General features: G+C 49.6%; 11 protein-coding genes. 1 reads left to right on the forward strand and 10 read right to left on the reverse strand.

The features are described 5' to 3' along the window. Positions 1–131: 131 nt before the first annotated feature. The 10 genes from xerD to gmk all read right to left on the reverse strand — a co-directional run bounded on the left by xerD (position 132) and on the right by gmk (position 11,909). Positions 132–1,004, reverse strand: a complete 873-nt coding sequence (gene xerD / locus HMPREF9370_RS04910) for a site-specific tyrosine recombinase XerD (protein WP_009116251.1) — start codon at positions 1,002–1,004, stop codon at positions 132–134. Between the two features lie 37 nt (positions 1,005–1,041). Next, complete coding sequence (locus tag HMPREF9370_RS04915) at positions 1,042–1,500, reverse strand: methylated-DNA--[protein]-cysteine S-methyltransferase (RefSeq protein WP_009116252.1); 459 nt, start codon at positions 1,498–1,500, stop codon at positions 1,042–1,044. 156 nt (positions 1,501–1,656) lie between these two features. Next, positions 1,657–3,447 carry a bifunctional chorismate-binding protein/class IV aminotransferase gene (locus HMPREF9370_RS04920; protein ID WP_009116253.1) on the reverse strand — a complete coding sequence of 597 codons (1,791 nt, stop codon included), beginning with the start codon at positions 3,445–3,447 and terminating at the stop codon, positions 1,657–1,659. Between the two features lie 114 nt (positions 3,448–3,561). After that, positions 3,562–5,517 carry an RNA polymerase sigma factor RpoD gene (rpoD, locus tag HMPREF9370_RS04925; protein WP_009116254.1) on the reverse strand — a complete coding sequence of 652 codons (1,956 nt, stop codon included), beginning with the start codon at positions 5,515–5,517 and terminating at the stop codon, positions 3,562–3,564. Positions 5,518–5,998: 481 nt separating this feature from the next. Then, the gene (gene dnaG / locus HMPREF9370_RS04930; protein WP_009116257.1) at positions 5,999–7,777 is read right to left on the reverse strand and encodes a DNA primase; all 1,779 of its coding nucleotides are present in this window, start codon (positions 7,775–7,777) and stop codon (positions 5,999–6,001) included. Between the two features lie 68 nt (positions 7,778–7,845). Continuing rightward, the gene (locus HMPREF9370_RS04935; RefSeq protein ID WP_040667467.1) at positions 7,846–8,289 is read right to left on the reverse strand and encodes a GatB/YqeY domain-containing protein; all 444 of its coding nucleotides are present in this window, start codon (positions 8,287–8,289) and stop codon (positions 7,846–7,848) included. Between the two features lie 103 nt (positions 8,290–8,392). Beyond that, the gene (rpsU, locus tag HMPREF9370_RS04940) at positions 8,393–8,605 is read right to left on the reverse strand and encodes a 30S ribosomal protein S21 (RefSeq protein ID WP_002214819.1); all 213 of its coding nucleotides are present in this window, start codon (positions 8,603–8,605) and stop codon (positions 8,393–8,395) included. A gap of 244 nt (positions 8,606–8,849) precedes the next feature. Next, positions 8,850–11,006, reverse strand: a complete 2,157-nt coding sequence (locus HMPREF9370_RS04945) for a RelA/SpoT family protein (RefSeq protein ID WP_009116259.1) — start codon at positions 11,004–11,006, stop codon at positions 8,850–8,852. Between the two features lie 11 nt (positions 11,007–11,017). Next, a complete protein-coding gene (gene rpoZ / locus HMPREF9370_RS04950; protein WP_009116260.1) occupies positions 11,018–11,224 on the reverse strand; it encodes a DNA-directed RNA polymerase subunit omega in 207 nt (68 codons plus the stop codon). 67 nt (positions 11,225–11,291) lie between these two features. Then, the gene (gmk, locus tag HMPREF9370_RS04955) at positions 11,292–11,909 is read right to left on the reverse strand and encodes a guanylate kinase (RefSeq protein WP_009116261.1); all 618 of its coding nucleotides are present in this window, start codon (positions 11,907–11,909) and stop codon (positions 11,292–11,294) included. A gap of 123 nt (positions 11,910–12,032) precedes the next feature. Between gmk and HMPREF9370_RS04960 the strand changes: the two genes are divergently transcribed. After that, complete coding sequence (locus HMPREF9370_RS04960; protein WP_040667469.1) at positions 12,033–12,593, forward strand: adenine phosphoribosyltransferase; 561 nt, start codon at positions 12,033–12,035, stop codon at positions 12,591–12,593. Positions 12,594–12,624: the final 31 nt, after the last annotated feature.

Below are 12,624 nucleotides of genomic sequence, written 5' to 3' on the forward strand. Positions count from 1 at the left end.
ATATTTGTACTGTCTGCAGCTTGCTTCCTAAGCCCTTATTTGATTTATGCTTGTTTTTATTTTGATAGTAATAATTGAATTATATTTAATAATGATTATATTTATATGAAGCTTTATTGAGGTGTGATTATTCAACCGCGCGGGTGGTGTTCTTCAACAATATTTTTCAAGCGCTCGTTGGCAACATGGGTGTAAATCTGGGTGGTGCTGATGTCGGCATGCCCGAGCAGCAGTTGGACAACGCGCAAATCGGCGCCGTGGTTGACCAAATGGGTGGCAAAAGCATGCCGTAGGCCGTGCGGGCTGAGGTGATTGATGCCTGCGGCTTGGGCATATTTTTCTACAATCATCCAGGCGAGCTGGCGGCTGATGCCGCCCCGTTTTTGGCTGACAAACAATTTGTCGCATGTCTTGTTTTTCAATAAAAGCGGGCGGGCTTCGGCGATATAGCGTTGTATCCAGTAAGACGCTTCTTCTCCTAAAGGAACGATGCGCTGTTTGTTGCCTTTGCCTATGGTGTTAATCATGCCTTTTTGCAGGTCGGCTTCGCCGATTTTGAGGTTGACGGCCTCGCTTACGCGCAGCCCTGTGGCATATATCAGCTCCAATAAGGCTTTGTCGCGCAGGCCGTGTGGGGTTTCTGTGTCGGGTGCGTTGAGCAGGGCGTCGATTTGAGGTTCGGTAATCAGCTTGGGCAGGGTTTGCGTCTGTTTCGGTGCGGTTAGGTGTTGTGTGGGGTTGTCGTGACGCTGATCGGTTTCAAGCAGCCAGCTATACAGGCGTTTGCAGGCGGAAAGGGCGCGGGCTTGCGAGCGGGGTTTTTCGTCGGGATGGTATACCGCTGCGGCAAGATCGGTGGTTTGTGCGGTTTGCCAGTTGAGGTGGCGTTCGGCCAGGCGGGCGGCGATTTTCTCCAAATCCCGGCGGTATGCTTCCAGTGTATTTCTGCTCAGGCGGTCGTTAAGCCAAAGGTGTTCGAGCAGTCGGTCGATCGGTTCGTTCATAATCGGTGTTTTTCAGACAGGAATGGTTGGCAAGGTGTTAAATGTCGATGCCTTCATGTCGTAGCAGCCAGCGTTTGATGGCTAACGCATCCCCTTCGCCGCTGGAAAAACCGCCCAAGCCCTGTTTGGCTACAACGCGGTGGCAAGGCACCACTAAAGCCAACGGGTTTTTGCCGCAAGCGCCGCCGACTGCGCGCGGATGGCTGCCGATTTTCAGGGCAATGTCTTGGTAAGTGAGCACTTGTCCGGCGGGTATTTCGGCGATCGCCTGCCATACTTGCTGCTGGAAGGCGGTGCCTTTTTTGGAGATAAGGTGGTTGAAGTTTTTCAGCCGGCCTGCAAAGTAATCGTCAAGCTTTTGCTGCCACACGTCGGGCAGGGGATAGGGCGCGTATTCTGGCTTGCCGTGTAAGTTCAGTTCGACAAGGTTGTGTTCCGCATCGAACACTAAGGTGATATTGCCGAATGGGGCGGCGTAAAGGCAGGGATAATTCATGACAGCAAAGATGGTGGAAAGATGTTGCGGCTTATTTTATCTTATTTGGTTTTAAGGCTTCATATTTATTGTGGTGGTGCCTTTTCGGCAACCGGTTTGACCATCAGCCAAATGCCTGTCTGAAAGTTTTCAGACAGGCATGTGTAAACGGCAAAGCTATTTCAGGGATACTTCGAAAACGCCTCGTAAGGCGTTGCTCAATAATATTTTTTCTGCACGCAATATGTCTTTTCGGGTCAGGCGGCTTTCCACCGGCGCTATGCCGTCCAAGTAATCATTGGGGCGGTCGAAAACGGCTTGCCGCATAACGCCGTTGAGAATGTCCAGCCCGACCGGCGGAGTGTGGTATGCCCCGTCGATGAGCAGGAACACGTTGCTGCGGCCGCCTTCGAGCAGAAAACCGCTGCGGTTGAAAAACAGGCTGTCGAACGCGCCTCGGGTTTGAGCCGTTTGCCAGCCCTGATCGTAAATATGCCGGTGGCTGGTTTTGAAACGGCGTAGGAAATCAGTGTCGGAAAGGGCGGTTTCTGAAAGTATGATGTGTTGTGGTGTATCAAAATCTGTGAGTAGCCCGATTTCATGTTGCAAACTGCCATCCGGCTTTAGGATGATTTTGAGGCGGTGGGCATGTTGTGGCAGAGATGCTGCTATGTTACGGATATAGTTGGCAGCGGTGGTTTCATTATAAGGAATGTTTAATGTGTGGGCGCTTTGGGCGAGCCTTTGTAAATGATAGGGCAGCAGTATGCTTTGCCGGTTTTCAATGCGGATGGTTTCTATCAGGCCGAATTCGGGGGCAAGTTGCGTGATAAAGCGGGATTTCCAACGGCATTCTTCGTATTCGGCGTGGCTGTCGCTGTCCCAAACAATGCCGGAGCCCACACCGTATATGGCTTCGTAGCAGTCTGTGTTTTCGGCAGGGGCAAGTTGTAGGGTGCGGATAACGACGTTGAGCGTGCCGTGAAAGCCTAAGCCGCCGGCACACGGAGCCAGATGGCCGATGCTGCCGGTGTAGAGTGAGCGTGGCTCAGTTTCCAATTGTTGAATCAAGTGCATACTCATGCGTTTGGGTGCGCCCGTGATGGAGCCGCACGGAAAAGCCGCTTTGAAAATGTCGGCGGCGCTTGTGCCGGGCTTGGCTTGGGCGTAAACGGCACTGGTCATTTGCCAAACCGAGCCGAAGCGCGATACTTTAAACGGCTCGGGCACGCGCACGCTACCGGTTTCGGCGATTTTGCCCAAGTCGTTGCGCAAAAGGTCGACGATCATGATGTTTTCGGCGCGGTTTTTGGGGTCTGCTTGCAGCTCTGCGGCGCGGGCGGCATCTTGCCCGTCATTTAACACGGGAGCCGTGCCTTTCATCGGCTCGGTTAGCATTTCGCCGTTTTCCGATATTTTGAGAAAGAGCTCGGGGGAGAAGCAGAGTGTCCATTTGTGTTGCTGCTGCCCGTCGGGCAGGCAGGCTAAAGCGGCATAGGGAACCGGCTGGCGCAGGCGGGTGTAGAGCTTTACCGGGTCGCCGTAGGCTTGGGCATGGAGGCGCGTGGTGTAGTTGATTTGATAGGTGTCGCCGCGGACTATGGCCGCTTTGATCCGGTTGACGGCCTCGGTATAGGCGGCTTGGTTTACTGAATTGCGGGTGCAAGTGAGGCCGGCGGGTTTGCTGCCGCTTTGTTCAGACAACCATTGTTGCGGATTGTCGAGCAGGGTTTTTTCTGCAAACCAGTGCAAAGCGAGTAAACCCTGCTCGGCAGGCAAGGTTTGCAACGGCAGGCCGAATTCGTAGTCGGCAAAAATGACTACATGCAGGTTTTCCGCCCAGCCTTTTTTCAGACAGGCATCCAGTTTGCCGATTGCGTCGGGCGGCAAAAACTCGCTGCGTATGTGGTTTTGAAACAGCTGTGCACGGTTGGCAACAGCATCGTCGAGCAGGGCGAAATAGGGCATCTTTCGAATCGGCGGTATGGGGTTCGGATTTATTTTCAGACAGGCATCTGCATTGCGTGAACAGGCGCAATAAAAAAGCGCAAATTGGATTTGCGCTTTCTTTTCAGACAGGCCTTATTGTTTGCCTTCTTCGCTATCCAGGAAGCTCTTCAAGCGGTCGCTTCGGGTCGGATGGCGGAGTTTGCGGAGCGCTTTCGCTTCAATCTGACGGATGCGCTCGCGGGTTACGTCAAATTGTTTGCCTACTTCTTCAAGCGTGTGGTCAGTGTTCATGTCGATACCGAAACGCATACGCAACACTTTCGCTTCGCGCGGTGTGAGGCTTTCCAATACATCTTTGGTGACTTCGCGCAGGCTGGAATACATCGCCGCATCCGAAGGCGCCACGTTATTGATGTCTTCAATAAAATCGCCCAAGTGTGAATCATCGTCATCGCCAATCGGGGTTTCCATAGAAATCGGCTCTTTGGCGATTTTCATGATTTTGCGGATTTTGTCTTCCGGCATTTCCATCAGCTCGGCCAGTTTTGCAGAATCGGGTTCTTCACCGTTATCTTGCAGGTATTGGCGGGCAATCCGGTTCATTTTGTTGATGGTTTCAATCATATGAACGGGGATACGGATGGTGCGGGCTTGGTCTGCAATCGAACGGGTAATGGCCTGACGGATCCACCATGTTGCGTAAGTGGAAAATTTATAGCCGCGGCGGTATTCGAATTTATCCACCGCTTTCATCAAGCCGATATTGCCTTCTTGAATCAAATCAAGGAATTGCAGGCCGCGGTTGGTGTATTTTTTGGCAATTGAAATCACCAGGCGCAAGTTGGCTTGAATCATTTCCTGTTTGGCGGCCGCGGTTTCTTTTTCGCTTACCACCATGTTTTTGTTGATTTCTTTTAATTCGTCAATCGAAATGCGCGCCTGCTTTTCCATTCCGGCCATTTCGGTTTGTTTTTCCAAAATGGCATGCTGGAAGCGGCTTAACGCATCGCTCCAAACGCGATTTTTGCTGATTTCTTCACCTACCCAATCCAAATTGGTGGTGTTGGGTAGGAAAGATGCGATGAAGTAATCGCGATCCATATGTACCCGGTCTAGGCAGATGTCGCGGATTTCGCGCTCAAGCTTGCGGATTTGATCAACATTGTTGCGCAGGTTGCTGCTGAGGTTTTCGATTTGGCGTGTGGAAAAACGCACTTCCAGCAGTTTGTTGGCGATGGCGTCGCGGTGCTTCAGGTATTTGGGATGTTTGCTGTCGTATTTGTCGAGCGCAGCAATCATTTTTTCGTAGCTCTCATTGATGCCGTCGAAATGTTCGAGCACTTTCTGTTTCAACTCTTCCAAGTTGGTGTTTTCCAGCGTACCACCATTGTCTTCTTCATCTTCATCTTCGGAATCGTCTTCCGCTTCGTCGTCGCTGCTTTCTCCACTTGAATCGGCAGTCGCGGTTTCCAAATGGCCCAGCCCTAATTCGTTGAGCAGCACTTCGTTCGGATCAATAATGGCTTCAACAGCTTCATCCACTTTGATTTCATCGTTGCGCACCTGCTCAATTAGCGCAAGAATTTCAGCAATGGAGCCGGGGCAGGCGGAAATGGCCTGAATCATGTTTTTCAGTGCGTTTTCGATTTTTTTGGCGATGATGATTTCGTCTTCGCGGGTAAGCAGATCCACTTGTCCCATTTCGCGCATGTACATGCGCACGGGGTCGGTGGTGCGGCCGAATTCCGAATCGGCGCTGGAGAGGGCGGCTTCGGCTTCTTCTACGGCGTCATCATCAGTAATGCCTGTACTGTTGTCGTTCATCAACAGGGTATCGGCGTCGGGGGCTTCTTCGGTAACTTGAATGCCCAAGCCTTGAATCATGTTGACGATGTTGTCGATTTGTTCGGCGTCGGACATGTCATCGGGCAGGGCATCGTTGATTTCCGCGTAGGTGATATAGCCACGGTCTTTACCCATGATAATGAGCTGACGCAGGCGGGCACGTTGCTCTTCCGGCGTGAGCGGACGGTTGTCGTCGCGTTCTTCGTTTTCGGAGTCTTGAATGTTGTTGTGTTGGTTGGTCATTATCAGTCTCGGTATGTTCGGTCGGCATCCGCACGCGAAAATGGGTGTTCTGCTTTAGTTTATGCAGCTGAGATAGAGTTCGGCGGATTTTTGATAATAGTCATTTTTGCCTGCGATAGCATCATCTGCTTTCAGGCGATGGAATTTATTGTTCCGCTTTTAAATGGGGATATCTGCTTCGATTGCAAGCGTGTGGCGGAAAAAAGTCAGTATTATATAAAAATCTTTTTGCTCCAACAAGATAAGGCTTATCTGAAATAGATGGTTTTTTATGTGGCAGGGTTGTGAAATGCATATTTCATACAAAGTACCGATCTGAGGACAGTTCAAATAGTAGAACAAGGAACGGCAGCGGAGTATGAAACTTTCGGTTTCATCGCTATGGATGGTTTCAGTGTTGGTTTTGCTGCCTCGTCAAAGTATGGTTGTGAAAGTATTTGAGGGCATTGTTTTCAGACAGGCATCAGGCTTGTTGTTGTGTCTATGCTTGGTGCTGTTTTTGTACTAATAAGTTCAACAAAAGTTTTTTCTCTGCGTCGTTAAGGCCGCTGGTGCTGCTTTTGGCTTTGAGGGCGTCGATTTGGGAGGAGTGAAATTCGCTCAAGAGTTTGGCCATGCCTTGTTTGAATTCTTGCTGGCTTTCTTTGCTTATGGTGTCGGGTTCGGCGTCATATTCGCTGTTTCGGAAAATATTGAATAAAACGGTTTCATAAGGGCCGCCGCGCATGTGTTCGAAAATGTGGGCGCTGTTGGTGATGTGTGGGTTGTTTTTAATGGTCTCGGCTACGTTAGCCAGACAGGCCAAATCGCCTGTGAGCGGCAAATATTCGGGGAGGTGTATGTGTTCTGCCCACTCGGGGTTGGCGAGTAGCGCACGGATTTGTTTTTGTGCGAGGGTTGCCATTTGCGGCTGGCGGGCAGTGCCTGCGGGGAGCTTATAGCTTTTTTGTTTGACTTGGCGCTTAGGCGCTTCTTGACCGAGCAGTTGGGCAAGATTGGCGGGGTCGATGCCAACCAGATCGCTTAATTTTTGTTTGAGCAGAAAGCTTAGTGCAGGCGCGTTGATTTGGGCGAGTAGGGGGGCGCTGGTTTTAACAAGTTCGGCTTTGCCTTCCTGTGTGCGCAAATCAAGTGTTTCTGTGAGGGCATCCCAAATATATTCAGACAGGGGTTTGCTTTGGTGGAGCAGGGCGTCTTCGAATTGGGCTTTGCCGAATTGGCGTACATAGCTGTCGGGGTCGTGTTCTTCGGGCAGGAAAAGAAAATGAAGCGATTTATCGTCTTTCAGTTGGGGCAGTGCGTTTTCAAGTGCCCGCCATGCGGCTTTGCGGCCTGCGGCATCACCATCGAAACAGAAATAAATGCTGTCGGTTTGGCGCATTAGAAGTTTCACATGTTCCGAGGTGGTGGATGTGCCTAGCGAGGCAACGCTGTAGCCTATGCCGAATTGGGCGAGGGCAACCACGTCCATATAGCCTTCTACCACTAGAATGCGGCCGGCATCTTTGATGGCTGCGCGGCCTTCGTAGAGGCCGTATAGGTTTTTGCCTTTGTCGAATAAAGGGGTGTCGGGCGAATTAAGGTATTTGGGTTTGGAATCATCCAGCACGCGGCCGCCGAAACCGATGATTTGGCTGCGTGTGTCGCGTATGGGAAACATGATCCGGTGGCGGAAGCGGTCGTAATGCTTGCCTTCGTTTTCGATAACCATGCCGCTATCGATGAGTGCGGTGTTTGGGTAGGGCTGGAACACTTGGGCCAGCGGCTGCCAGCCTTCCGGCGCGTAGCCTAAGCTGTAATGTTCGATGATTTCGGGGTTTAAGCCGCGTTGTTGAAGATAGGATTGTGCTGTTGGGTAAAGCTTGAGTTGTGCACGGTAGAAGTCTGCGCAGGCTTGGGTGGTTTCTTCGAGGGTTTGCTGCTTTTTTTTGCGTTCGGCGCGCTTTTCTGGGTTGTCGGCTTGGCCTTTGGTGCGGGGTACGGTCATGCCGACGCGGTCTGCCAGAAATTGTACTGCTTCTGTGAAACTCAAGCCTTGGTATTCCATGATAAAACCAATAGCCGAACCGTGAGCGCCGCAGCCGAAACAATGGTAAAACTGTTTGGAGGGGCTCACGGAAAATGAAGGAGATTTTTCTTTGTGAAACGGGCAACAAGCCATATAGTTTGCCCCGCCTTTTTTGAGGGGCACGTGTTCGTCGATGATGTCAACGATGTCAACTTTGGCCAGCAGCTCGTCAATAAAGTCGGATGGAATCATGGTGCGGTAGAGTGTGTTTCAGACAGGCATTAAACAATGTATGGGCAATGCCTGTCTGAAAAAAGTAATCAGCTTAAACGGGCTTTAAGGATTTTATTGACTTCACCCATATCGGCTTTGCCGGAAAGAGAAGTTTTCAATAATCCCATTACTTTGCCCATATCGGCCATGCTTGCTGCACCGGTTTGCGTTATTGCTGCGTCAACGGCGGCTTGAATTTCTTCGTTGCTCATCATTTCCGGCAGATAACGGTTTAATACGTTGATTTCGGCGGTTTCTTTGTCGGCCAAATCGCTGCGCCCTGCGTCTGTGTAGATTTTGGCTGAATCTTTGCGTTGCTTAATCATTTTGCTCAGAATGGCTGTGATTTTTGTGTCGTCTGCCTCGGTACGCTCATCTACTTCGAATTGTTTGATGGCGGCATTGATTAAGCGGATGGTTGACAGCGACACTTGGTCTTTGGAGCGCATGGCTGTTTTCATATCTTCGGAAAGGCGGGCTTTTAAAGTCATCATTCGGGCTTTCGTTAAGTGTTTTCAGACAGGCATTCTAAATGCTAAAAACACCGAAAAACAAGTTCTCGGTGTTTTTATTTTTTTGATGTATTAAATCGGATTAATACATTTTAGGAGGAAGCTGCTGGCTGCGCAGGCGTTTTTGCAGGCGTTTAACTGCCGCTGCTTTTTTGCGTTTGCGCTCGGTAGTTGGCTTTTCGTAAGCTTCGCGGGCGCGCAGCTCGGTCAGCAAGCCGGTTTTTTCTACAGCACGTTTGAAACGGCGCATCGCAACTTCAAAAGGTTCGTTTTCTTTTACACGAATAGCAGGCATTTTATTTCCTAGTATTAATTTAAATTGTTTGGATAACTGCGCCGGATATATAGACGGGCAGTTTGGATAATGAATGTGTATCTCGGTTTCGCAACTAGCGGGGCGGGGATACGCGCCGTGATGTAAACATCACCTCCTAACAGGCCTGCCGCTTTTGCCGCAGGCGGAAAATAATCAGCCTGTGTAATACAGGCTGGAAAATCATGTAATTATCTTAAAAAATGTGCGGCATGTCAATCCGTGTTTACACGCGGGTAACTCGGCGGACTTGCGGGATATGGTGCAGGGCATGGATGATGCGGTTGAGCTGGGTCAAGTCTTTGGTTTTTATCCGGAATTTAAATTCGATAAATCCTTCGATACCTGCCTGGCTTTGCGACGGGGTTTCAACGGCTTCGATATCCGCACCTTCACCGGAAAGCGCTTGCGCCATAGCGGCCAATAAGCCGTGTGTATCTTCGGATGCAACCAAAATATTGGTGCGGTAAGTACGGTCTTGGATGGCACCCCAATCGGCATCAAGTTGTTGATCGGGATCGGCTTTTAATATATTGGGGCAGGTATCCCGATGGATAATCATACCTTGGTCTTTAATGATTACCGCTTTGATGGCATCGCCGGGAATTGGGTTGCAGCATTGGCCCAGATGCACGCGTCCTGTTTCGTTTCCGCTGATTTTAATCGGGCTGAGTTTGACTTCATCGCCAAAATGCTTGCCTGCCAGTTCGGCTATGTGCATGGCTACGGAGGCGGGCAATGTGTGTCCCATACCGACGTTGTATAAAACGTCCTCAAAAGTAGTTTGCTGATTGTTTAAATCGGCAAGATATTTTTCTTTCAGCTCTTCAGACAGGAGTACGTTTTGCGGCAGCAGGCTGGAAAGTGCTTTTTGCAGCAGGTTTTCGCCAAGAAGGATGGCATCTTGGCGGTTCATGTTTTTAATGTAGTTGCGGATGGCGCTGCGTGCCCGGCTTGAAACGGCAAAGTTGAGCCACGCAGCGCTCGGGCGGGCCTGCTCGGAAGTGATGATTTCTACCGTATCGCCTGTTTTCAGTTTGGTGCGCAGCGGCATGGCTACTTTGTTGATACGGGCGGCAATGCAGCGGTGGCCGACGTCGGTGTGCACGGTGTAGGCAAAGTCAATTGGTGTAGCGCCTTTGGGTAATACAACAATCTTGCCTTTGGGTGTGAAAATGTAAACTTCGTTGGGGAAAAGGTCGACTTTTACATGCTCTAAAAATTCGGTTGCGCTGGCACTGCGCGATTGCAAATCTAGAATATTTTGCAACCATGTATTGGTGTTTATGGTAGCTTGGTCGAGTTTGTCATCGCCTGATTTATAAGCCCAGTGGCTTGCTACGCCGCCTTCTGCCACAGCTTCCATTTCACGTGTGCGGATTTGCACTTCGATGGGAAGGCCGTAGGGGCCTGTTAGAGTAGTGTGGAGGCTTTGGTAGCCGTTGCTTTTCGGGATTGCGATGTAGTCTTTGATTTTGCCTGGTTTTGGTTTGTAAAGTTGGTGTAATGCGCCCAGAGCAGCATAACAAGCGGGAATGTTGTTTACGATCACGCGAAAGCCGTAAATGTCCATTACTTCGTCGAAATGAATGTTTTTATTGCGCATTTTTTGATAAATGCTGTATAGGTTTTTTTCGCGGCCTTTGATTTGGGCTTCGATATTAGCGCTGACTAGGCGCTGGCTGAATGCACTCAGCACTTTGCCGACCACATCATGGTGATCTCGCCTGAATGCGCTCATGGCTTTGCGGAGCGCTTCGTAGCGGTTGGGGTAGATATTTTGAAAAGATAAATCCTGAAGTTCGCGGTAAGCATTATTCAGGCCGATTCTGTTGGCAATCGGTGCGTGGATTTCGAGTGTTTCATTGGCAATGCGCCGGCGTTTATCGGGGCGCATGGATCCGAGCGTGCGCATGTTGTGCAGACGGTCAGACAGTTTGACGATAATCACACGGATGTCTTTGGTCATTGCCAAGATGAGTTTGCGGAAACTTTCTGCTTGATGTTCGGCTGCGCTGCCATATTCAAGTTTTTCCAATTTGGATAGGCCGTCCACCATGTCTGCAATGGTGTCGCCGAATTCTTCCGCAAGTTCGGCTTTGGTGGTGCCTGTGTCTTCTAAAACGTCATGCATTAAGCCCGCGCACAGGGTTTGTAAATCCATATGCCATTTAGCCAGCTCGGTGGCCACGGCAATCGGATGGGTGATGTAAGGTTCGCCGCTTTTACGGGTTTGCCCGTCGTGGGCATGAAAAGCGTAGGCACAAGCTTTTTCAAGTTGAACCAGCTCTTCTTTGCTTAAATAGGCCGCAGTACGGAATAGGAGGGCGCGGGCTTCGGTGGTTAGCTTGTCGTAAGGGGCGGTGGGTTTGGGCGCGGACATGGCAATGCCTGTTATTTGTTAAGCTTCAGAATGTCAGCGGTAATTTGGCCTGCAGCGATTTCGCGCAGTGCGGTAACGGTGGCTTTGTTGTTGCGGATGTCTTCAACCAAAGGGGCTGTGCCGTTTTCCAGCTGGCGTGCGCGGCGTGCTGCTGCCAAGGTTAAATCGAAGTGATTGGGGATTTTACTGATGCAGTCTTCTACTGTGATACGGGCCATGTTGTTTCTTTCTTGAATTAATAAATAAAAATTTTGAAAAGTATAGTGTGAATATTGTCGCTAAATTTTAGGAATTTTCCAATAGGTTTTCGATAAATTGTTTTTGATTTGATTGCTTTAATCTATTGGATTTGATGATGTGCAGCAGATTGTTTTCTGCTTCATCCAAGTTGTCGTTGACAACTAAATAGTCGAAAAGCAGTGATTGCTCAATTTCATTACGGGCTTCAGACAGGCGTTTGTCAATCACTTCTTCGCTATCCGTTTTCCGGCCCCGCAAACGGTCGCTCAAGCTTTGGAATGACGGCGGCAGAAGGAAAATGCTGATGGATTCGGGTAGGGCTCGGCGGATTTGTTCGGCGCCTTGCACGTCGATTTCCAATATCACATCGTAGCCTTGGTTTTGCAGCTGTTCAACACTTTCTTGGCTGGTGCCGTAATAGTTGCCGAAAACATTTGCATATTCTAAAAAGGCGGATTGATTAATCAGATGTTCGAATTGTGAAATATTAACGAAATGGTAATGCTTGCCGTCGATTTCGCCTTCGCGGGGTTGGCGGGTGGTGTGTGAAACGGAAGCGCAGATGTCTTTGTTACGGTTGAGCAGGCGGGAAACCAGAGTGGTTTTACCTGTGCCGGATGCGGCGGATATAATAAAAATATTGCCTTTTTGGGGGGTGCGCATAATCGGATGGGAAATGGTTTTGTAACTTATTAATTATACCGCAGGCATTTGAATTCAGACAGTAAAACATAAAATTTGTTACAATGTTTTGTTTTTGTTAATTGAACGGGAACTGTATCTATGATGTTGACGCATGCTGATGCGATAGGTGTTCGTGAATTAGCCGATAAAATCAGAAAAATTCCGAACTGGCCGGAGAAGGGTATTCTTTTTCATGATATTACGCCGGTTTTGCAAAGTCCGCAGTATTTCAGATTGTTGGTTGATTTGCTGGTTTATCGCTATATGGGGCAGAAAATTGATGTGGTAGCCGGATTAGATGCCCGTGGTTTTATTATCGGGGCGGCGCTGGCATATCAGTTGAATGTCGGCTTTGTGCCGATTCGCAAAAAAGGCAAGCTTCCTTTTAAAACGGTTTCCCAAAGCTATTCTTTGGAATATGGCGAGGCCGTTGTTGAAATACACACCGATGCTGTGCAGTCGGGATCAAGGGTGCTGTTGGTGGATGATCTGGTTGCAACAGGTGGCACAATGCTGGCAGGGGTTGAGTTGATTAGGAAGTTGGGTGCGGAAGTGGTTGAGGCATCGGCAATTTTAGAGTTTACAGACTTACCGGGCGGCAAAAAAATCCGCGATGCCGGAGTGTCTTTGTTTACTCTGTGTCAGAATGAAGGATGTATGTAAGTTTATATGTCTCGCGATATAAACAATGCCT

Origin of the sequence: Neisseria wadsworthii 9715 (genome assembly GCF_000227765.1) — a bacterium.
Classification (GTDB): Bacteria; Pseudomonadota; Gammaproteobacteria; order Burkholderiales; family Neisseriaceae; genus Neisseria; species Neisseria wadsworthii.